Origin of the sequence: Lacrimispora sphenoides (assembly GCF_900105215.1) — a bacterium.
Lineage (GTDB): Bacteria > Bacillota > Clostridia > Lachnospirales > Lachnospiraceae > Lacrimispora > Lacrimispora sphenoides_A.
The window spans coordinates 935,568-957,705 of record NZ_FOIP01000001.1; the positions used below are offsets into that span (position 1 = coordinate 935,568).

Consider the following 22,138-nt stretch of genomic DNA (forward strand, 5'->3'; position numbering starts at 1 on the left):
CCAGCGCTTACGGTCCTGCCTCTAACGAGGCATCTTCCGGTATCTGGGGTCCTTCCTGTACTGCGTTCCCGGTATCTGCAGGAATTGTCTCCTCCGGGGTCACAACCGGCGGCGTTTCCACAGGAATTCCAGGAGTTTCAGCCGGTACAGCAACTGCAGGAGCGGCCGGCCCGACCTTTATAATGGCCTTTGATGGATTATAGGTATCCGTATGAAGGATCTCCCGGCTCTGCTCAACACCATCTACATATACAACCTTCCACAGCCTGGACTTCATCCCCTTATGTGCAGACTGGACCTGGCTTCTGCTTCCAGGAGGCATGGTTGGATCCACGATCTCCTTTGGCGCACCCGGATCCGTTACGCTCAAGGTCTCAGAAACAAAATCAAAGGTCCTGTTTGCAGGTCTGGTTTCTTTCCCATAGATGGTAAAGGTAAGGGTCTTTCCAGAAGTATAGCCCTCGACAAAAATGGGCGTGCTGTAATTGTTGGTAAATTTAATGTCCTTATACGTACCGGCTATGGCTGCATCTTCAGAGGGTTTCACATAACCAACTATCATGGAGTGGTTCTGCCTCTGGGCAACTTCCAGCTCTGCCCTGAGCACGGCATTGTAAATGGTAGTAGCAATCTGGCAGACGCCTCCGCCAATGCTATCTACTACCTGGCCATTCTCATAGGCTGATGCCGTTGCATAGCCGTTTTCTACGGTAAAGGGATGCATGCACTCATAACCAGACAGAGTTTCCCCCGGCATCAGCACGTGGCCGTTGATCTTACCTGCGCCCACCTGCAGATTCTTGGATCTGGAAGCACCACTGGAAGAGAAGCTGGTGGAAAAGGTTCCAAGCACATCCTTTATGGTTATCAAATCATCCGTGGTAATTGCAGGCTTTACCTCTACAACCACTGCGGTGGCTGTTACCGGCTCCTTAAGTCCATTGGAAAGAGCAGCATCTAAAGCCTGCTTTGTAGCCGCCACATCAACGGTTTTTCCAATGGCAGAGGGAGTCACTACAAATACTCCCTTGTCACGGGTAATGGTCGCGTTCTTTGGCTCCATTACTCCCTGTGCACACTTTTCTGCCACAAATGACGTCACACTTCCATCATCAAGGGCTGTTTCCAGAGGGATGATCACATGGTTTTGTTCAATATCCTTCTTATTCAGATACCGTTTGATCAGGTTGCCTCCCTGCCAGGAAGATGCGGCCTGGGAAACAGCCTCCGGATTGCTCCAATGGAAGCCAAGATCTTTTGCTATGGTTTCCACCGGCTGTCCGTCAACGATCAATGTTATCTTTTGGTTTTCCATTTCATTCACCAGGTCCTGTATCTTCTGGCTGGCTTCCTCTTCTGTCATACCTCCCAGATTATATTCTCCCACATATATACCATCCGGAAGAGTATCAGCCATGGCATATGCGGGAGAAAGAAATCCAATTCCCGCTGCAATTACGATCGCTGCCAGGCTCATGGACAAAGTTTTCTTTTTCATAATCATTCCTCATACTCTGCTGTGCCTGTACGCTGCCAATACACCTCCTGGGTCGCTTATAGAAACTGAAGCATCATAGGAAGCACCATAGCAGCAATCAGTAAAATAACTACTAGGATCAAAACTATTGATAAAAATTTTCTGTTGTTTTTATTATTGAAGTTAATCATATCGTATCACCTCTCTTATATTCTTCCATACTGTGCTATGATTTTATCCGTGATTCTTGATATTTCATTTCTGGACAAATATTCTGTTTGCACAGATAAAACTATTTTATGATATTTTAATAAATCCTGCAAGTGTTCTTTTTGCCTTTTTGAGGCCGGATGCTCTTTTTTTACCTTATAAATCAAAGCCTGAGGGCCAAAGGCTTCCGGCGATTCCTTCTCATACCGATCTGCCAATTCCTGATAAAGCTTTTGGGCTGCCATTGCATCTGCAAGCGCCCGGTGGCTTAAGGTTTGAACGATCCCATAATATCCGCAGGCTGCTTTTAGATTTTTCTTCTCATCAGGGGGCATAAATCTTCGTGCAAGCTTTAGGGTGTCGATTCCCTGACGCTCAAATTCATAGCCCTCATTGATTGCCGCACGCTTTAAAAAACTGTAATCAAATATTACGTGATGTCCCAGAATCGGCAAGTCTCCTGCAAAATCCAAAAATCCGCCAATCACCTCTCCAATTCCCCGGGAAGCCTCTAACTGGCGGTTGGTAATGCCGGTGAGCATACCTACCTTAGGCTCCAGCTTCCTGTAAGGATTAACAAAGGTTTCGTAGTTCTCTGTAACCTGCCCCTCTATAACCTTCACCGCTCCGATTTCAATGATCTTATCCTGCTTTGGGTCAAGACCGGTGGTTTCCAAATCTACGGCAATATAGGATGATACCACATTAATCCTCCCTCTTCTAACTTGGTTCCAGTCCGGCGCTGGGACAAAGCTTTTCCAAAAAGCACTGGCTGCACTTCGGATTTCTTGCAATACAAATGGATCTGCCAAGGGTAATGATCTGAATATTCCATAAGATCCAGTGCTCTTTTGGAAGTACCTTCATCAGCTCATACTCAATTTTCTCCGGATCCTCTTCCTTTGCAAAGCCCAGCTTTCTGGAGATCCGCTTTACGTGGGTATCCACTACAATGCTTGGCTCATGGTAGATGTTTCCCCTGATAACATTGGCTGTTTTACGACCTACCCCTGCAAGAGAGGTCAGTTCCTCCATTGTCCGGGGAACCTCTCCTCCGAATTTTTCCACCAGGTCCTGACAGCAGGATATGATGTTCTTCGCTTTCATATGATAAAATCCAAGAGAATGGATATCTTTCTCCAATTCCTTTAAATCTGCCTGCGCAAATTTCTCTGGTGAATCATACTTCCTGAATAAGTCCGGTGTCACCATATTCACCCTGGCATCGGTGCACTGTGCGCTTAAAATGACCGCTATTAAAAGCTGCCATGGATTTTCGTGGTTTAAATAGCATACATATGAAGTTCCATATTCCTGGTCAAGGGCCTCAAGCACTTTTAATACCCTGGCCTGACGTTCTGCTTTTGTCTCTCTCTTTGCCATTATTTCCTCCATACACCGATTTCATAAGCAGCTGCATTATGAGACAGGACATCCCGTTTTTTGTAATCAAAAAGAACTGCCCTTCCGTCCCGGAATACCTCCACATGAGCCATCTTAATGAGCTGTCTGGCCTCATAACCATCGTAACCTTCCTTCAAATACCGGAAAGCTGCTGCCTCTGCCTCAAAAAATGCCCTTACCTGGTCCTTATATGGTTCCTGGTCTGTCGCAAAAACAGGCCGGCTCTTTAAATTTTCCCTCAGGTAAAGATCATACACCAGAAGATCCCGGTACAGGGAACGTTTTTCCGGCACCAGGCTGTATAGGAACCCTTCCAGGATCTCATACCGGGCCATTCGGTTATGGCTGATTTTTAAGTACCCCTGCTTATCATAATATTCAGCCAGAGTCTCAAACATATCAAAAGGCGTTTCAAACTCTTTAAGAAGTTCATCTAAGGTCGTCCGGAACTGTCCGCTGTTTCCGTAGACCTCCAGCATTTCCTCCAAAGCTTTCAGCTTCAGAACCCCGCCGTAGTCGATCCATTTGGTTGACAGCACCTCGTATGGTGCCTTCTCCTTAAACTTAACCCCGTATTCCCCTGCCTTCTCCCACAGATAAGAACCTTTTAATACCTTTAAAAATCCAAGCTGAAGCTGTTCCGGCTTCATCTCATATACCTCATTAAAGGAATTACGAAAGCTTTGGTAATCTTCTCCCGGAAGTCCGGCGATCAGGTCAAGATGCTGATGGATATTTCCAAAGCTGTTGATTTTGTCAACCCTTTCCTTTAATCGCTTCAAATCCATAGTCCTGCGGATTTCCTTAATGGTTGACCGGTTGGTGCTCTGGACTCCGATCTCAAGCTGGATCAGTCCCGGCCTCATGCGGGACATAAGCTCAAGTTCCTCCTCATTTAAAAGATCCGCGGATATCTCAAAATGAAAATTGGTCACCCCGTTATCATGTTCTATGATATGGCGCCAGATCTCCATGGTATGCTTTCTGCTGCAGTTAAAGGTCCTGTCCACAAATTTCACCTGGGGAATTCGGTTTTCAAGGAACACATTAAGCTCCTTTAAAACCAGGGAACTATCGCGAAGCCTCACGGACTTATCCAGAGAAGAGAGGCAGTAGCTGCAGGAAAAAGGACAGCCACGGCTGCTTTCATAGTAAATGATACGGTTCTCAAAATTCTTTAGATCTTTATAGAAGAAGGGAATAGAGTTCATGTCCACCGCTGTCTTTCGCGGATTCATTGTCACATTTCCTTCCTCATCTCTTACGGCGGTACCGTCTATCGCCTGAAAAGAAGAATTCCTGCCATTAAAGTTTCCCCTGAACCGCTCCAGATAGCATCGCACCACTTCAGAAAAGGTTTCCTCTCCTTCACCCATCATGACCCCATAAACAGATTGCTCCCGGCAAAGGATTTCAGGGGCGTCATAAGACACCTCGGGACCTCCCAGCCAGATCTCCACATGAGGGAGAACTTTCGGAAGGTCCCGGATCAGCTCTAATACATAGGAAAAGTTCCAGATGTAACAGGAAAACCCAATGGCATCCGGTTTCCTTAAGAAAATATCCTTTAAGATTTCATCGGGCTGATTGTTAATGGTGTATTCAAAAGTTTCAATCTGAAACCTTCCATCCTCCAGTTCCGGTTCTCTTACATGGGCTTTCGCATAGGCCTTTAAGCTGTAAATAGCGGGATTGGAATGGATATATTTAGCGTTAAGCGCCACCAGCAAAAATTTCATCTCAAACCTCGATCTCTATCTTTCTTCCGGTCGGCTGATACTGGTAATGCCGGACCCCCGCCGCATTGAGCATCCGCTTGGAAGCATTGACTGCAGGAGTACCTTCATACTTGTCCGAACCGTAAACAATGGTTTTAATTCCGGCCTGTATAATGGCCTTCGCACATTCGTTGCAGGGGAACAGAGTAACATAAAGCTTGCTGCCTTCTAAGCTGCCCCCTCTGTAGTTAAGGATAGCATTTAATTCACTGTGGGTGGAATAGAAATATTTGGCATTGTAAGGATCTGCCTGCTCATCTTCCTTGTCCCACGGAAATTCATCATCCGAGCAGCCCATGGGAAACCCATTGTAACCCATGGATAAAATCTTATTATCCTGGCTTACGATGCAGGCTCCCACCTGGGTGCTGGGATCCTTGGAACGCCTTGCGGAAAGAGCCGCTACTCCCATAAAATATTCATCCCATGTAATATAATCTTCTCTTTTTCCCACCATTTCTTATCCTCCTTCTTACCCATGCTTTATGGGCATACAGGGATACCCTAAGGGTATTTCCTCCTTTGAATTATAAAAGCGGATATCCGCAATCCGCTTTTCTCCTTAATCATGAACACAGTCTTCTTTACAGCCTGCATTTAAAATATGGTATCCTGCTGCCTTGGTCAACCGGTTCATAATAGCCTGTCCCAAATGATCTCTGGAGAAACTTTCAGAAAAAATAAAATCCGCGTCCAGATCATCAAATTCCCTCAGTACTCCGTAAAGGTTATGGGCGATGGTCTCCTCCCTGGCACGTAGTCCCATGCTTCGTACCATTCCCTCAGGATAGCTTTCTTTCGTTTCTTCGGTACAGATGATCCCCACTCGAAACCCTTTGGAAAGCTTTTCTTCTGCCAGCCGGTTTATGGTCCGTATTACATTCTCTGTTTCACCCTCTACCAGAGTTAAGTCTGCTTTTGGCGCATAATGCTTATATTTCATACCAGGGGCCTTTGGCCTCACATCCGCTTTCATCGGCCCGGACACAATGGCAGGATCAAGAGGGACCTCTTGTCCAAGAACAGAAAAAGCCATTTCCTGTGTAATGGCTCCCGGCCTTAAAATCACCGGCTCGTCTCCTGATACATCAATGATCGTGGATTCCACTCCGATTCCTACGGCCCCTCCGTCTACGATCATATCAATCTTTCCATTCATATCCTGCCATACATGATCGGCTGTAGTGGGACTTGGCCTTCCGGAGGTATTGGCGCTTGGCGCTGCCACCGGCACCCCGGCCAAACGAATGAGAGCATTGGCTACCGGATCGGCAGGCATGCGCACTGCCACCGTATCAAGTCCTCCGGTAGTCCCATAGGGAACCAGTTCGCTTTTCGGGAAAATAAGGGTCAAAGGACCCGGCCAAAACGCTTCCATCAACCGTCTTCCTGCTTCGGGTATGACAGTAACCAGGGGAGGCAGATCATCAAAAGCTGCTATATGGGCGATCAGGGGGTTATCCGAGGGCCTGCCCTTTGCCGCATAAATTTTCCCCGCTGCCTCTTCGTTTAAGGCATTGGCTCCAAGACCGTATACGGTTTCCGTTGGAAACGCCACCAGACCACCGTTTCTTAATATTTCCGCAGGCTTCTTTAACAGTTCTTCCTCCGGCTGTTCTTTATCTTCTATTATAATTCGTTCTGTCTTCATATTACTCTGCTCTTTTCTTTTAATAACTTCCATTAATCATATCACAGGCCCAGTTTCCATGCAACTTTTTTGCTGCCTGTCAAAAGCTTTCCTTCCTGTTACTTAAGATAAAACAATGGTTGCACGATTTTCATATTAATGATACCATAATAAAAACATTTTATTTGGGAGGAATACCACATGGAAATCATCATACCGGAAAACTATGACCCCAAACTCTCTGTACGGGAGACCCAGGAGGCCATTAAATACATTAGAGATACGTTTCAAAAAGAGCTTGGTAAGGAAATGAATCTGGAACGAATCTCAGCCCCCCTGTTTGTAGAGCGCAGCAGCGGATTAAACGATGATTTAAGCGGCGTGGAGCGCCCGGTACGGTTTGATATCGCCGGCATTCCGGACGAAACCGTAGAAGTTGTTCACTCCCTTGCCAAATGGAAGCGCATGGCCCTTCATGAATATGGCTTTCTGCCCGGCGAAGGCCTTTATACCAACATGAACGCCATCCGGAGAGACGAGGATTTAGACAACCTCCACTCCTGTTATGTAGACCAATGGGACTGGGAAAAGGTTATTACCAAAGAGGAGCGGAATGAGGAAACCTTAAAGGAAACCGTCCGAACCATCTTTAAGATCATCAAGCACATGCAGCATGAGGTCTGGTACAAATACCCACATGCCGTGAAGCATCTGCCAGAGGATATCACCTTTATCACATCCCAGGAGCTGGAGGACCGTTATCCGGACAAAACCCCAAAGGAACGGGAAAACTTAATCACAAAGGAATACGGCTGCATCTTTCTCATGAAGATCGGGGACAAGCTTGGGAGCGGAAAGCCCCATGACGGAAGAGCACCTGACTATGATGACTGGCAGTTAAACGGGGACATTCTGTTCTGGTTTGAGAATTTAAACTGCGCCCTGGAAATCTCCAGCATGGGCATCCGGGTGGATGAAGAATCCCTGGCAAGTCAGTTAGAAAAAGCTGGATGCGAAGACAGGAAAAACCTTCCTTACCATAAAATGCTTTTAAATGGAGAACTGCCCTATACCATCGGAGGCGGTATCGGACAATCCCGTCTCTGCATGCTTCTTCTGGACAGGGCTCATGTGGGAGAAGTTCAGGCCAGCATCTGGCCAAAGGAAATGCGGGAAGAATGCGGAAAGCATAACATCGTTCTTCTGTAGACCCACCGGATAAATAAAAGGGGGGTGTTGTTCAATCGCAATTGATTGCGGTTGAACAACACCCCTTTTCTATGTAGCTAATGTCAGAGTTAGTGGGCAGTTCTCTTTAACAGGGTGTTTTAAGCTTGAAGGTCTGCACCATTACCTTCAGCGCTTCCGCCTGCTTGTACAGCTCAGCCGTTGCAGCAGTACTTTCCTCAGACGCTGCCGAATTTACCTGCACCGCATTGGATACCTGGCTGATTTCATCGTTTATGCGGGCGATACCGGAAGCTTGCTCCGACGATGCACCGGCAATTTGTTCCGCCAATCCGGCGACCTGCTCTATCCCACCCACAATTTTGTTAAAAGCGTCTGCAGTGGTCTTTGCGATCTTCATCCCATGCTCTGCTCTCTGTATAGAACTTTCTATCATGTCTGCGGTCTCCTTTGCAGCTTTTGCCGAACGGGCCGCAAGACTACGCACCTCATCCGCCACAACTGCAAAACCTTTTCCGTACTGGCCCGCCCTTGCGGCCTCTACCGAAGCGTTTAATGACAGCAAGTTTGTCTGGAAGGCAATGTCCTCGATCGCCTTAATTACCTTTGAGATATTTGACGAAGACAGGTTGATCTCATCCATGGCTTTCAGCATATCCTCCATGTGCCTGTTGCCATCCACGGCTCCGTGTCTGACCTCATTTGCACATGTCATGGCCATGGCCGCATGATCTGTACTTAAGCCGATCCGGTTTTTTACCTCTGTTACAGCAGCAGCCAGCTCCTGAAGGGATCCCGCCTGATGGCCTGCCCCTTCTGACAGACGTATGCTTGCTTCCGATATTTGGCCGGCCCCACTTAAAACCTGTCCCGACGTATTGCATATTTGAGACAGAATGTGGTTGTTCTTCTCTACGATGCTGCTTAATGCAATGCCGAGAACATCCTTTTCCGAATTAACTTTCACATCCACAGTCAGATCTCCGCGGGCTATTGCTTCGGCTGCCTGAGCCTGTCTCCTGGTGTTTTCCACCATCGCCTTGAAGGATTCCATCAATTCTCCCACTTCATCCTTTGTGAGGACCCGCACGTTTGCGCTTGCATCTCCCACAGACAGCTGCCGTGCAATATTGTTGAGAATTTTAAGAGGACGCACAATGCTTCTGTTTAAGACTCTGCATATTATGAAGCTTGCAACAACAGATAGAATGGTAAGCAAAAATATTGCGGCCGAAGAAAGCGCAAAAAATCCTGATGACACATTGTTTATAGAATGTAATCTGTAAATGGTGAAAAGGCTTATCAAAGATATTAAAACTGTTATGACGTTCACTATACCGAATCCTATTACCAGCCTTTTGCTAAGAGCAATTGAATTCTGTCTTTCCTGTTTACCCCGTATTTCCATATGAGCTGCACCCCTTAATTTGTTTTTATACCTATAGTTTATATCGACAGTTTCCGGCATAATTTTAGTAAAATCACAATATTTATCTATATAAATTTATCTATATAAAAATAAACAATATAGCATGATGGACGGGGCGCAGACTGAACAGGTGCTTATTCCAACTGGTACATAATCATAATCCCGGAACGGGTAGTGATTTATTTTCAGAGCAAAGCAAATGAACGTATGTATTTCATATCTTTTGCGTATTTAAATCCTCATAATACACATCCTCAAACGGCAGATAAATACGCCTTTTTTCCAAAGAAGATAAATAGATTCCCTTAACCATCTCCAAAGTCTTCCTGCCTTCCGATCCGTCTACAGCTACAGGTTCATCCTGCAGAATCGATTCATAAAAATCCCTGATCTGAAGATGGTGGCTGCTTCCCCAGTAATCCGGCCCGACGTTTGTGGTCTCATAGGTATTTCTTATTTCTGTATAGCAGCCATCCGATTCATAAAAGCCCATATCCTGTATCAGGCCGCAGCGTCCCTTCTCACCCTGGAGTTCTATGGTAATGGGCGCATCGGAAGCATAGGAATTGCAGGCATAAAGGCTGTAGATACAGCCGTTTTTAAATCTAATAGCAGCTTCTGCGGCATCCTCCACATGCACCATTTCATGACAGTGGTTGTGAACGCTTCCTTCAATCCATTCAATGTCACTGCCCAGCATGTAACGGACACGGTCCATGCTGTGAATGGCCTGGTCAATCAGGACGCCGCCGCCCTCCTTATCCCAGGTTCCTTTCCAGTCGCATCCCTCATAATAAGAGGCAGGACGGTTCCATGTAAGATAAGACCGGGCAGATAAAATCTTTCCAAAATATCCTTCACTAATCAGCTGTTTTAACTTCTCCACACTTTTTGTGTATCTGGTCTGATAAATGACACCCAGTTTTTTCCCGGTAAGCTTCTGTACCTCCATCATCCGGTCAGCATCCTGCAGGGAAATAGCAATGGGCTTTTCAGTAAGCACATGTATTCCTGCCTCCATGGCTTTTACAGCCATAACCGGGTGCAGATAATGGGGAAGGCACAGATGTATTACATCAATCCGGTATTGCAGCGCGGACTCCAGATCCGTACTGTAATGGCAGTTGAATTTTTCCCCAAAAGATTTTGCCTTATCTTCGTCAATATCGATAGCACATACTAACTCTACATAATCCGAAAGTCTGCGAAAGGCATCTTCATAACAGGAAGAGATTCTTCCGCAGCCCATAATTGCAGCTCTTAACTTTTCCATTGGCGTACCTCCGTTTCATAAGAAAACAACATAGCCGGAAAACCCCATCAGCCGATAAAAAAGCTTCCAGCCATATCCTGAGTAAAATTGTAATGGATATCAAAGAAATATTTCATTGCGCCATTATAAAGGGCGCTGGAATCCAGAAGGCTGTACCTGACGCTGACGGAGTTCACCATGCGGCGAAATCCCACGGTGCCCAGACATTCCTGAATCTCCTGGAGAAATAAAGGCCCAAGATCTTTTCCCTTACCTCCGATAATAATCAGCTTTGGATGCACCATACAGATCAAATTGCACAAAGCCATGGAAAATTCATCAGCGATATCCCGCACTACTTTGCAGGAAACCATATCACCATATACACTGGCCTGGCCAAGATCCCCATAGGTAACATTCGAAGATCTCCTGAAGGCCGGACTTCCTCCGGCTTTAGAAATACGGTCTTTTAAGGACGCTTCCCCGATCATTAACTCCAGGCATCCCCGGTTCCCGCAGGAGCAAAGCTCTCCATTAGGGTCAATGGAATAATGACCGAACTGGGTGTAGGAAGCAGAAGCACGGCCCAGCATCTCATTATGGATGAATAAGGTAGCGCCGATCCCTTTCCCGAAGTTAATAAATGCGAAATCCTTTTCCGTAATCTGAGTATAAACCTTTTCCGCATAAGCAAAGCAGGCCGTATCATTTAAAAGAGCCACCGGAAAACCGGAGAATGCATGCTGGAGCTGGCCTACAAAATCTTTTTCCGGAAGATTCAGTGTTGTTGCGAATATTTCCCGCTTGTCAGGATCTATCATTGCGGGAACCACCACGCAAATCCCCAGGAACTGTTCCCTGTCTATCTGCTGCAGCACAGTCTGATGGATGTATTCCTGGCACAGAAGAATGTAGCTGTCAAGGGAAGGAACATCCACCTGCTCACAAAAGGAAGAGGTGCCGGTGATGTCCACCAGGGCCGCATTCAGTCTCTTCTCCTCCAGTAAGAAAACAGCCACATAATACTGTTCCGCACGAAGCAACAGACTGTTGGGCTTACGGCCCACATTCGTACTGTCACTGGCACCGGAATCGTATACAAATTTGCGCGCAATCAGTTCATCCACCAGGGAGGAAACTGCAGTCTTACTTAAGTGAGAATCTTTGGAGAGCTGCGCTCTTGAGATCCCTGGGTTTCGGTAAATGGAATTGTACAATTGCTTTAGATTTGTATTTTTAATTAACTGCTGGTTTACAAGTTTCATAATTTCCTGCCTGTCCTTTGCTTGTTATGATAAATTACTGATCGAACTGTCTCTGGCCCCATGAAGTTCTGGAAAACCACACATATGGCAATTCCGCTTCTCCTTAGGCAGAGCCCTTTTCTGACTTTTAGGCGTATTACACAACTGAAACACCTTTCCCCTTCTCATGATCTGCTGCATCAGAAGCTGCTCCCCCACCTCCTTAACACATATTTAGTAAAGTAACCTTATCAAATAATGTATCATAAAATATAGATAGTTGCAATAATTCCAGGAAAAATACGCAGAAAAGCCTCATTCCCCAGAAACGCTATGTAAAAAGAGGTTTTATCTATAAAAGATATGTAAATTAGTATAAATAAATTGTAACTTGATATTACCAATATTCATTTTATATGAATGTTTCATAAAATAATGAATTAATTTTCAAAATAAATATCACTAATTACATTTATTTTATATGAATCAAAAAAATATATTGACATATGTGTCGCTTAATGCTATTGTATTTTCAACAAATTAATATAATTCTTAGATACCAAAAGCCTGAATACAACAACTTTATATCAATGGCTTTTAATTTTAATTTATATTAGTAAGGTCACTGTACAAACTAATGAAAGAGGATGATGAAATGAAAGTAGGACTGATCGGATGCGGAGGAATGGGCACAACTCATAACCTATCGTTAAAGGCGTTGTCAACAAAAATGAATGTAGAAGTGACGGCCCTGGCAGACTGCAGGCCGGAATTTCTGGAAAAGGCCGCAATACAATGGCCCAATGCCAGGCAGTATAAAACTGGTATGGAGCTGCTGGAGACGGAATCCCTGGACAGCGTCCATATCTGCCTCCCCAGTTATCTCCATACGGAGCATGCGCTGGCAGCTATGGATAAGGGAATGAATGTATTTGTCGAGAAGCCTGTATGCCTGACAGAGGAAGAGGCCGAAAAGCTTATGGAAGCCCAGAAAAGAAATGGGGTTCAGGTAATGGTAGGACAGGTGGTAAGATCCTTTGATGAATACCGGTATTTAAAAGAGTGCTACGATACCGGAAGGTTTGGAGCGCTGAAATCCATCACTATGCAGAGAGTCAGCGGAGATGCCGCCTGGGGATATGAGGACTGGTTCCACGAGGAGGGAAAAAGCGGTTCCGTTGTGCTGGACCTCCATGTACATGACTTAGATTTCCTACGGTACATGCTGGGAGAACCGGATTCCTTTGATGTAAGGGCCACTGCCTTTTCCAGCGGCATGATCAACCAGATCTTTACCGCCTATGAATTCGGCAAGGTTTTTGCCATAACGGAAGGAATATGGGACATAAGCTCCTCTCTTCCTTTTGAAGCCAGCTTCCATGCATGCTTTGAGGAGGCTAGTGTCGTATTTAAGGGACGGGAGGAAACACCTCTGACTATTTATAAAAATGACGGCAGAATCGAGCATCCGAAGCTCCACCGGGAGTATGACGTAAACGATGACTCTGCCGGAATCAACATATCCAATCTGGGGCCTTATTATACGGAAATAAAATATTTCATCCAATGTCTCCAGGAAGGAAAACCTGTTGAGGTCGCCCCTCTGGAGGAAGGCATTCAGTCTGTACGCCAGGCGATCAGGGAATGGAAACAGGCAAAGGAGTATGTAACTAAAAGGTAACAATTAAAATTTTCATATTTTAGGAGGAAAAATTATGATGAAGAGAGCATTGGCTATCCTGATGACAACGGCATTGGCTGTTCCCAGCCTTACAGCATGCAGCGGAAGCGTCTCAAAGGATCAGGCAAAAACGGCGGAAGAAATCACCTTAAAGGTATTTGACGCCCATGCATACGGCCTTGAAGAGTATGCAGAGATGGCTAAAAAATTCGAAGAAGCCCACCCTGGCGTTAAAATCGAAGTACAGCACGCCGCAAACGACAGCAGTACGCTGCTTCAGTCCCGCGTGAATTCAGGAGATATCCCGGATGTATTTGATGTAGAATCCGGTACGGCAGCCCAGAAATATTATGAATATGCTTATAACTGGACAGAGGATAAAGAAGTATTAGGCAAATTCAAGGAAACTGCCCTGGAAACGGGAAAAGACGGGGACGGAAACATCATGTCACTTCCATGGACCTATGAGAATTTGGGCCTGATCTATAACATTGAGCTGTTTGAAAAAGCCGGAATCACAGAACTACCGGATACCATGGATGAGCTTGAGGCAGCCTGTGAAAAGCTGTCTGCAGCCGGGATCACACCTTTTGCTTTGGCAGCAAAGGAAACATGGGTCCTTCATCACCTTTCCACTCATTTTATGATGGATAAGTCCCTGGATGCAAAGGGAGTCGTGGATAAATTAAACAGCGGTGATCTTGCCTTTAAGGATATGAAGAATTTCCAGAATCTCTTCCGTCTTCTGGATCTGGCTGTGAAATATGGTCCTGATAAGCCACTTGAAATCGACTGGGAAACAAGCGAAAACATGCTGGCAAACGGAGAGGCAGCCATTATCCATATGGGCGACTGGTGCCAGTCTACCCTGGATTCCTTTAACCCCGATGCCCGCCTGGCATTCCTTCCCTGTCCGGTAAGTGATAATCCGGAAGATGCCACACTGCTGTCTTCCTGTAACTGGACCTATATCGTGAACAAGGATTCCAAGCATTTGGATCTGGCAAAGGAATATCTGGAGTATATCCTCACATCAGAGGAAGGCCAGAAATGGATGTGTGACGGTGTAGGAGGCGTTCCAGGAGCTAAGACAACCATGGAAGTTAAGGGGGCTCTTGCCAATGATGCGTCAGCATACGTGGAAAATGGAAAGACAAACGGCTGGATCCACACCATTGCGCCTACGGGATATTCTGATATCGTTGGTCCTGCGATGCAGGCGTATATGATAGGGGATATGACAGCGCAGCAGGTGACTGAGGAGTTCCAGAAGGGATGGCAGATCCAGAAAAACTGAACCCTCAGTTTGAGAAACCGGAGCCTGACGGAAACGGAAACCCAGGAGGCATGAAAGTGAAAAACAAAGGAAAAGCAAAAGATTTATTGATATTCGCATTGTTTGTATTTCCAGCGGTGGCGTTTGTACTGTTTTCTACAGACGTACCATTTCTGATGAACCTGTACTACTCGGTCTTTGACTGGAATGGGATCAGTAAGGACATGAAGTTCGTAGGACTTCAAAACTTTGTTAATATATTCTCAGATGATACACTGTTTTGGAAAAGCGCTGCATTTACACTAAAGTTCTCGGTGTTTTTTGTAGTGACGGTAAACATTATATCCCTGACTGTTGCCCTGGTCATGTCGGAGGAAAAGAAAAGCTCAAGCGTGGGGCGGGCATTTTATTACATACCTTATATCATAAGCCTGACGGCCATCAGCCTGATCTGGAAATTCATCCTCGGTCCCGGGTTTGAGGCTCTGTATCAGGCAACCGGCTGGGAGGTGTTTCACTGGAGCTGGCTGGGTTCATCGAAGCTTGCATTTTTCGTAGTCGTAATTATGACCGTGTGGCAGAATCTGGGATTCTATATGGTGAATTATATTGCCGGCATCATTTCCGTACCAAGGGAACTAATCGAAGCCGCCAAAATAGACGGAGCCAACAAATTCCAGGTGTTAAGAAGGGTGACTATTCCCTTGATCATGCCTGCTGTTTCCATCTGTATGCTTACCTCCCTGACATTCTCATTTAAACTGTTTGATGTCATCATGGTGTTTACCAAGGGCGGACCGGCCAATTCCACCATTTCCGTGGCATACAACATCTATAAGGAAGCATTTTTTAACAACCGTTACGGAATGGCTACCGCAAAGTCACTGGTATTTGTAGTTTTCGTGCTTATGATCACTGCAGTACAGCTTAAGGTAACTAAGGGTAAGGAGATAGAGGCGTAATGAAAAAATAAAAAAAATCAGCATGCTTTCCGTTATTGTGTTTATCTGTTCTGTGTTCTGGCTGATGCCTCTGCTTCTGATATTTATTAATTCTTTTAAACCTTATAACGACATGCTTCAAAAGTTCCTGGCCCTCCCTGAGAGCTGGAGTCTTAACATGTACATGGAAACATGGACGAAATTCCGATTTCCGATGCTCATCAGCAATACCCTGCTATATACGGCATGCACAGTATGCGTGATCGCGCTGCTGGCTCCTATGGCGGCCTATAAGCTGGCAAGGACAAAGGGCAGATTGTCCGCGGCGTGCTTTGCACTCATTATCATGCCAATGATGGTACCCTTCCAGTCCTACATGATCACTTTGACCAGGCTGGTGGCAAGTCTTGGCATGACAGGGAATAAGATCGGATATATCCTGGTAAGTACAGGGCTGTGTATGCCCCTGGCAGTCTATATGATTCATGGGTTTGTAAAAAATGTTCCCATTGAGCTGGAGGAATGCGCCTGTATTGACGGTGCTTCCAAGGTGAGGACCTATTTCACCATTGTTCTCCCGCTGCTAAAGCCCATCCTGACAACAGTCGTGGTTCTGGACACTCTTGCTACATGGAATGATATCATCACCAACCAGTTGATCGTCGGAGGAAATGCCCGGGCAATGAACATCCAGAATGCGCTTTACATGCAGTTTTCCGCCCAGTCGGCGGACTGGGAACACGCCCTTCCGGGAATCGTGATGTCCATGGCCCCAAGCCTGATCTTCTTTGTTTTCATGCAGAAGCATATTGTGGGAGGCATTACGGCCGGAGCTGTCAAGGGCTGATAAAAAGAAAGAGAGGTATTTCCTATGAGAATCGGAAGTTTGATTGAACTATTTCAGGATACGGATGTGGAAGGTAAATTTGCGGAGCTGCGCTCTATGGGCATGGAAAGCTGCCAGCTGGTGTGCTGGGACCAGGAATTGATGAATGAGAACACTGCAGATAAGGTACATGCCGCAGCAATCCGTCACAAAGTGGATATCACCGCCTTCTGGTGCGGATGGGAAGGTCCAAAAGTATGGGATTTCTATGACGGTCAGCTTACCCTGGGTCTTGTGCCCGAGGCATTCCGTTTTGAGAGAATGAAGATGCTGGAAAAAGGAATTGATTTCGCTGCCATGATCCATGTTCGGGATGTGGCAACCCACGTGGGCTACATGCCGGAAAATCCCTACGACCCCCATTACCAGGGCGTCCTGACATGCTTAAAAGCGCTGGTAAAACAGTGTAAAAAGAATCAGCAGAATTTCCTTTTTGAGACAGGCCAGGAAACCCCGGTCACATTAAAAAGAGCCATACAGGATATCGAAAAGGATACAGGAAAAGGCAATGTGGGAATCAACCTGGACCCTGCCAATTTAATCATGTACGGCAAAGCCAACCCGGTAGACGCCCTGGAAGTATTCGGGGAATACGTGATGGGAATTCACGGAAAGGATGGAAAATATCCTACGGACGGTCATATGCTTGGTGAAGAGGTTCCTCTCGGAGAGGGAAAAGTGAATTATCCCGCCTTTGTGGCAAAGCTGAAAGAAATAGGATATGCGGGAGATATTACCATAGAACGGGAAATATCCGGCGAAGAGCAGAAAAAGGATATTCTCAAGGCTAAAAATCTCCTGGAACAACTGATAAAGGAAGAATAATTTTACATGAAAAGAGCTGCCCATGATAATCAGTCATGGGCAGCTCTTTTTATGGATTCCTATATTTCTCAGAAAATTTCTAAAATCACTGAATCACAATTGCCTGGGACAAATGTCTTGGCTGATCCGCGTCAATGCCCTTTTTCTCAGCAATGTAATAACCGATAAACTGTCCGATAAGTCCGATTATCGCCGCATTCTGCATGTCATTATACCCATAAGGCAGATCCAGGCAATAATCTGCCTCTTTCATATCCACAGAAGCAGTATTTCCGATTGCCGCCGTTACCGCACCATATCCCTTCATCTGAGCCAGGAGTTTTGCATCCTCTTCCACGGTTTTCGAATGGCTTAAGAAAAGAACCAGGGTATTCTCATCCACCAGACTCATGGGACCATGGCGGTATTCCAGGCTGTAATATGCTTCTGAATTTGAGATTCCCATTTCCTTAATCTTATTCATGCACTCATTGGCAACCCCGTAGTAAATGCCCTGCCCCAGGGTAATGAACAAGTTTAAATGTTCATTCTCACCGATGATTTTCTTAGCCAGGACATCCATTTTCACAAGGACATCCCTTGCGCTGTTCCCATAGTCTGCCATAGCAGCCACTTCATCTTTCTTCCCTCCTACGTACATGGCCATGATCACCGACAAATAAACCATGCTGGTAAAGGAACGGGTCATGATCACGCTGTCCTCGGCAGTATCCGGAGACAGGATCATATAATCATTATAAGCCGCACTGTCCTTATCACAGGTGATGGCCAGGGTTTTTACTCCAGGAAAGCTTCTTACCTTTTCAATTGCCATACGGACCTCGGTGGTATAGCTTTTCCTGGTAATGGGAAGTACCAAAACCCTTCTGTTTTTCACAAATGTCTCCGGGAAGTAGTAAAGCTCGGAACAGCACATGGCCTTAGCCGGAAGGCAATTGTAAGCAGAAAAGGCATGTGCGGCAGCCTGGGCCAGATAAAAGCTGGTACCGCAGCCGGTAAAGATCAGTTCATCATATTCCTCTGCAAACGCCTGATCCAGGACTCTGTAAATATCCTCCAATGACTTATTGACCGCTTCAAAGGATTCAGGCTGTTTATATACCTCGCTGTAAGTTAACTGGCTGTTTTTCTTTTCCATGTCAAGACTCCTCTCATACTGTTCTTTCATTCTTAAGTAAATCATGCTTTCCCTTCTGACCCTGCCAGGCGGATGATATCCTTAATATCCTCTGTCAGCCTGCTATTGGCATACTGGGACAGCTTCCAGGAATGCCCCTGATGATCCATATTCTTTAAACCTTCCTCATAGTGGTTTACGTATTGATAGCGGATTTCCGTACCGAAATTAATTTTCGCCACTCCCAGCTTAATGGCCTCTCTTATGATATCTTCTTTCATTCCGGTGCAGCCATGAAGGACCAGGGGAATATCCGTAAACTTCCTCACTGCCTCCAAGACCTCCAGATGGATGTCCGGTTCACCCTTATAATATCCGTGGGCATTGCCGATGCCGATGGCCAGGGAATCCGGCCGGCACAGCTCTAAAAATGCTTTTACTTCCTCAGGATTCACAATATTCTTATTTTCCATCACTTCCCCTAAGTTATCAAGGCGCAAAAGCTCTCCGATTTCGGCTTCCACCGGCACTCCAAAGCACCTGGCCACCTTTAATACCTCGTTGGTCATAGCCGCATTTTCCTTTACAGGCTTTTCCGAGCCGTCGATCATTAAGGAAGTAAAACCCAGCTTCAGCGCCTCCATGCAGATATCAAAATCCCCGCCATGGTCCAGATGAATGGATACCGGTACAGAAACCTTGTCCGCACACCACTTGCAGACTTGTACAAACCAGTCGTGGCCGGAATAGGCTCCTGTGGATACGTAGTGGGCAAGGATGACAGGAGATTTCATTTCCTCCGCCGCCCGGCAGGCAGCCCAGATGATATCATAATTTCCTCCCTGGGTATTGAGAGCCGGGATGGCATACCCTGACTTTGCTGCCTTCTTTAAATTCTCTTTGTTTGTTACAAGCATGGTTTTTTCTCCTTTTTTATCCTTTTACTGCACCCGCTACCAGGCCCTTGACCATATATTTCTGGAAGAAGAAAAATATCTCCACCATAGGGATGGTACCCACAATGGAAATGGTGTTGATCAGGGACCAGTCATAGGAAAGCTCGCCCAAATAACGGAGTGCAACCCCTGCCGACAGAGTTCGTAAGGCATCTGTCTGGATCAGGGTTGATGCATGAGCGCCATGAGACTAACAAGTGCCAGCGCTGCTAATCTTCTCTTTTTCATAAAATACCCTCTCTTTCTTTAAGATTCCGCTTGTTTTATTAAAACCAGATTTTTCAGGACGATATCATCCCCATATTTCCCTATACACTCGTGTGTATATCATCCGGAGAAACCTGTGTTTTTCCTCCTGAATAAATCATTATGTGCTTTCTCTTACAATCAGCTTTGTTTCAAATCTTGCACTCTCCGGACGCTTTCCGCCGATCATCTGAACCATCATGTCAATGGCTGTCCTGCTTATAGCCTCCCGCTGCATCTCCAGGGTCGTAAGCCTGGGAAAGCAAAACATGCTGATGCTGGAATTGTCAAACCCTACCACGCCCATATCCTGAGGCACTCTCTTTCCCCAGCCAACAGCCGCGTACATGGCGATGCAGGCCACCATATCATTCCGCCCCACGATTCCGTCTGTTTCCTTATGATCCTTTAAATATTTAACAACTGCCCCTGCCAGCTCCTCTTCCGAATGACAACCCGCAATGACCGTATCTTCACCGGCATAAAGCCCGTTCTCTCTCATCTCGTCAAGGTATCCGCTAAGTCGCAGGTCCGTAGGTCCGCTCACATTTCCTTTTTTGCTGATGCGGTCAATGTATATGATATGCTTCCTTCCACTGCCGACTAAATGGCTGACCGCCATTCTGGCTCCCGGATACAGGCCGGAAGCAAGAGTTGCCACATTTTCAGGAAGCTCGCCATGGGTTCTGTGTTCAAACAGCAGTACCGGTATTCCCGCCTTTCCAAAGGACTCTACATATTCCATGGGAAAACTGATGGAACTGATGATGATGCCGTCATACTGCCGGCTGATCACCTGGGAGACAAACTCCGGCGTATTCCGGTTAGCGCACAGGGAAATCAGGAATCCGGCATCATAGGCATATTTATCCATCTCACTGACGATCCGGCTGAAATATTCGTTGGTGATCTGATCCGCAATAAAGAGAAGCTGGTTGCTGCGCTTTCCCTTCAAAGCCCGTGCAACGTTATTGGGCCTGTAATGAAGGGCTGCAATGGCCTCCTCCACCCTCTGCCTCTTTTCCTTTGCCACGTAGCGGTTGTTATTAACTACATAGGATACGATTGTCTCGCTGACTCCTGCAGCCTTCGCCACATCCGACCTTGTCACCCGTTCGCCATTCTGACTCATAATCCTGTCTCCTCACTATAAACTCGTATGTATATTTTCATTATACCCGTCTGGTTCAAATGGTGTCAACGGTTATTTCCAAGCTACATCTCAATGACTGGAATTTCAAGCAGTCCGCATACCTGCTTCATGGCTTCTGCCACATCCTCCCATACGATGCTGTAATGGTGAGGAATTCCCTCTGCTATGATCCCTTCTATCACTTCTCTTACAGGGCGTTTCACTCTTACGTTAGCCATGGCCCCCTTTGTATACCGGTCCATGGGCAGAGCCTCTCCTCTCATAAGGAAAAGCTTGTAGCCTCCGTCTAAGTTGCAGAATCTTGCAATGGTCACTTTCCCAGGCTTTAAAGCCCCATAAAATGCAGTGCCCTGGCCGGCCAGAGGATGATTTCTAAGCTGAACTTTATAATCCTTATTGCACAAGGATGGAGCAGGATTTCCGCAATGCCAGAAGGTAATCACGTTCTCCTTTTCATCAATGTTGATTAAGTCTGTAATAAAGCTTGGCTTCCCCGTAAGATAGTATTCCGTCATCTGGGCCAGCTCTGCATCCACATCCCCTTCACAGCCGATGTTAACTCCCTCATCAGCCAGACGTCCAAGGACTGCACAGGGCGTTGTATGAAGATTTCCCATTTCAGGCCAGCATTTGATCGTTGCAAAATCATACTTTTGCTCACTCATAACCTCTTTAAGAGCCAGATACAGTCTGGAATGGTTCTCCAAATGTCCCTCAGGAAGCTGTGTTGTGTCATATTCAGAGAACATCTTTTCCATGTCAGCCTTCCATTCTTCTCCGGAAAGCTCTGCCATCCGGTCAAATACCACCTTTAAATCAGTTTCTTCGATCTTTACCCCAAAGGTCCTGCGGATCAGGCTTTCATCAAAGCTGCAGTTGTAAAAAGCTGTGGGACGGTAACCAAAAAGCCCCAGGTTGGTATGCCGTAAGGACTTTACCACGCCATAGGCCAGAGCCAGGTTTTTCACCTTTTCCGACGCCCTTTCATCCTCCAGGCTTCCGTATACGGTATGATAGGTTGCCCCATGCTTTCTGATGGCAGCCGCATTCATTGTCATGGAACAAAGTGCATTGGAATATAGCCTGTCATCCTTTTCAAAAGGTATTTCATAGGGCGCCCATAAGATAAGGGGCACTCTTACCATCTCCGCCAGATAAGACGCCACGTCATCTCCTGTAAATGCACCATAGACCAGGACGATCACATCTACGTCCTGTTCCTTAAATTCCCTTGTCACCTGTTCTACCGCCTCCCGGCTGCTGCCCAGAATGGAAGCCCTCACGATCTGGGCCATCGGCAGATGATCAGCCAGCCAGTCCCCATATTCCCGGTTTCTCTGTTCCGGAACCTCCTTGGGCCACCTGCCGGAATAGGTAGTAACAAACCCAATATTTAGTTTTGTTTTCATCATTTCCCTCCAATACGTAAAAATACTGCACAATTT

21 protein-coding genes are annotated in these 22,138 nt (G+C 46.2%); 7 read left to right on the plus strand and 14 right to left on the minus strand.

Going from position 1 to position 22,138, the window contains the following annotated elements; translation table 11 throughout:
• Nucleotides 1-7: 7 nt before the first annotated feature.
• The 6 genes from BMW45_RS04160 to BMW45_RS04190 form a co-directional block, all read right to left on the minus strand.
• On the minus strand, nt 8-1,498 hold the full coding sequence (locus BMW45_RS04160; protein ID WP_092240769.1) for a VanW family protein: 1,491 nt from the start codon (nt 1,496-1,498) through the stop codon (nt 8-10).
• Nucleotides 1,499-1,683: 185 nt separating this feature from the next.
• Complete coding sequence (locus tag BMW45_RS04170; protein WP_092240773.1) at nt 1,684-2,391, minus strand: 3'-5' exonuclease; 708 nt, start codon at nt 2,389-2,391, stop codon at nt 1,684-1,686.
• A gap of 16 nt (nt 2,392-2,407) precedes the next feature.
• Nucleotides 2,408-3,070: an endonuclease III gene (gene nth / locus BMW45_RS04175; protein ID WP_092240775.1), complete on the minus strand. Its 663-nt coding sequence runs from the start codon at nt 3,068-3,070 to the stop codon at nt 2,408-2,410.
• Nucleotides 3,070-4,830, minus strand: coding sequence for a B12-binding domain-containing radical SAM protein (locus tag BMW45_RS04180; protein ID WP_092240777.1), 1,761 nt, complete (start codon nt 4,828-4,830; stop codon nt 3,070-3,072). The genes nth and BMW45_RS04180 overlap by 1 nt, the downstream gene beginning before the upstream one ends.
• Before the next feature lies 1 nt (nt 4,831).
• Nucleotides 4,832-5,326, minus strand: coding sequence for a deoxycytidylate deaminase (locus BMW45_RS04185; RefSeq protein WP_092240779.1), 495 nt, complete (start codon nt 5,324-5,326; stop codon nt 4,832-4,834).
• 105 nt (nt 5,327-5,431) lie between these two features.
• Nucleotides 5,432-6,520 (minus strand): L-threonylcarbamoyladenylate synthase, encoded by a 1,089-nt coding sequence (locus tag BMW45_RS04190; RefSeq protein ID WP_092240781.1) that lies wholly within the window; start codon nt 6,518-6,520, stop codon nt 5,432-5,434.
• Between the two features lie 180 nt (nt 6,521-6,700).
• Here BMW45_RS04190 and asnA point away from each other — a divergent pair, with 180 nt between their 5' ends.
• Nucleotides 6,701-7,708: an aspartate--ammonia ligase gene (gene asnA / locus BMW45_RS04195; RefSeq protein ID WP_092240783.1), complete on the plus strand. Its 1,008-nt coding sequence runs from the start codon at nt 6,701-6,703 to the stop codon at nt 7,706-7,708.
• A 106-nt stretch (nt 7,709-7,814) separates the two neighbouring features.
• Here the strand turns inward: asnA and BMW45_RS04200 are convergent, their stop codons facing one another.
• Nucleotides 7,815-8,798, minus strand: a complete 984-nt coding sequence (locus tag BMW45_RS04200; protein ID WP_330390676.1) for a methyl-accepting chemotaxis protein — start codon at nt 8,796-8,798, stop codon at nt 7,815-7,817.
• A 46-nt stretch (nt 8,799-8,844) separates the two neighbouring features.
• Between BMW45_RS04200 and BMW45_RS28700 the strand changes: the two genes are divergently transcribed.
• The gene (locus BMW45_RS28700) at nt 8,845-8,973 is read left to right on the plus strand and encodes a hypothetical protein (RefSeq protein WP_278320767.1); all 129 of its coding nucleotides are present in this window, start codon (nt 8,845-8,847) and stop codon (nt 8,971-8,973) included.
• Between the two features lie 357 nt (nt 8,974-9,330).
• Here the strand turns inward: BMW45_RS28700 and BMW45_RS04205 are convergent, their stop codons facing one another.
• Complete coding sequence (locus BMW45_RS04205) at nt 9,331-10,389, minus strand: Gfo/Idh/MocA family protein (protein WP_092240787.1); 1,059 nt, start codon at nt 10,387-10,389, stop codon at nt 9,331-9,333.
• A 47-nt stretch (nt 10,390-10,436) separates the two neighbouring features.
• A complete protein-coding gene (locus BMW45_RS04210) occupies nt 10,437-11,633 on the minus strand; it encodes an ROK family transcriptional regulator (RefSeq protein WP_092240789.1) in 1,197 nt (398 codons plus the stop codon).
• Between the two features lie 634 nt (nt 11,634-12,267).
• Here BMW45_RS04210 and BMW45_RS04215 point away from each other — a divergent pair.
• The 5 genes from BMW45_RS04215 to BMW45_RS04235 all read left to right on the plus strand — a co-directional run bounded on the left by BMW45_RS04215 (nt 12,268) and on the right by BMW45_RS04235 (nt 17,221).
• Complete coding sequence (locus tag BMW45_RS04215) at nt 12,268-13,293, plus strand: Gfo/Idh/MocA family protein (protein ID WP_092240791.1); 1,026 nt, start codon at nt 12,268-12,270, stop codon at nt 13,291-13,293.
• A 34-nt stretch (nt 13,294-13,327) separates the two neighbouring features.
• Nucleotides 13,328-14,590: an ABC transporter substrate-binding protein gene (locus BMW45_RS04220; protein ID WP_092240793.1), complete on the plus strand. Its 1,263-nt coding sequence runs from the start codon at nt 13,328-13,330 to the stop codon at nt 14,588-14,590.
• Complete coding sequence (locus BMW45_RS04225; protein ID WP_242882893.1) at nt 14,569-15,531, plus strand: carbohydrate ABC transporter permease; 963 nt, start codon at nt 14,569-14,571, stop codon at nt 15,529-15,531. The genes BMW45_RS04220 and BMW45_RS04225 overlap by 22 nt, the downstream gene beginning before the upstream one ends.
• A 157-nt stretch (nt 15,532-15,688) precedes the next feature.
• The gene (locus BMW45_RS04230; protein ID WP_242882894.1) at nt 15,689-16,357 is read left to right on the plus strand and encodes a carbohydrate ABC transporter permease; all 669 of its coding nucleotides are present in this window, start codon (nt 15,689-15,691) and stop codon (nt 16,355-16,357) included.
• Nucleotides 16,358-16,381: 24 nt separating this feature from the next.
• Entirely contained in the window at nt 16,382-17,221 is an 840-nt protein-coding gene (locus BMW45_RS04235; protein WP_092240797.1) for a sugar phosphate isomerase/epimerase family protein, read from the plus strand.
• A gap of 85 nt (nt 17,222-17,306) precedes the next feature.
• On the opposite strand, the gene BMW45_RS04240 is transcribed toward BMW45_RS04235, so the two are convergent.
• The 5 genes from BMW45_RS04240 to BMW45_RS04260 all read right to left on the minus strand — a co-directional run bounded on the left by BMW45_RS04240 (nt 17,307) and on the right by BMW45_RS04260 (nt 22,105).
• Nucleotides 17,307-18,404 carry an SIS domain-containing protein gene (locus BMW45_RS04240; protein ID WP_242882895.1) on the minus strand — a complete coding sequence of 366 codons (1,098 nt, stop codon included), beginning with the start codon at nt 18,402-18,404 and terminating at the stop codon, nt 17,307-17,309.
• Nucleotides 18,401-19,255: a class II fructose-bisphosphate aldolase gene (locus BMW45_RS04245; RefSeq protein WP_092240799.1), complete on the minus strand. Its 855-nt coding sequence runs from the start codon at nt 19,253-19,255 to the stop codon at nt 18,401-18,403. Before BMW45_RS04245 ends, BMW45_RS04240 begins: the two co-directional genes overlap by 4 nt.
• Nucleotides 19,256-19,271: 16 nt before the next feature.
• Nucleotides 19,272-19,406, minus strand: a complete 135-nt coding sequence (locus BMW45_RS28705) for a hypothetical protein (RefSeq protein ID WP_278320768.1) — start codon at nt 19,404-19,406, stop codon at nt 19,272-19,274.
• 255 nt (nt 19,407-19,661) lie between these two features.
• A complete protein-coding gene (locus BMW45_RS04255) occupies nt 19,662-20,672 on the minus strand; it encodes a LacI family DNA-binding transcriptional regulator (protein ID WP_092240800.1) in 1,011 nt (336 codons plus the stop codon).
• Nucleotides 20,673-20,755: 83 nt separating this feature from the next.
• Nucleotides 20,756-22,105, minus strand: coding sequence for an L-fucose/L-arabinose isomerase family protein (locus BMW45_RS04260; RefSeq protein WP_242882896.1), 1,350 nt, complete (start codon nt 22,103-22,105; stop codon nt 20,756-20,758).
• Nucleotides 22,106-22,138: the final 33 nt, after the last annotated feature.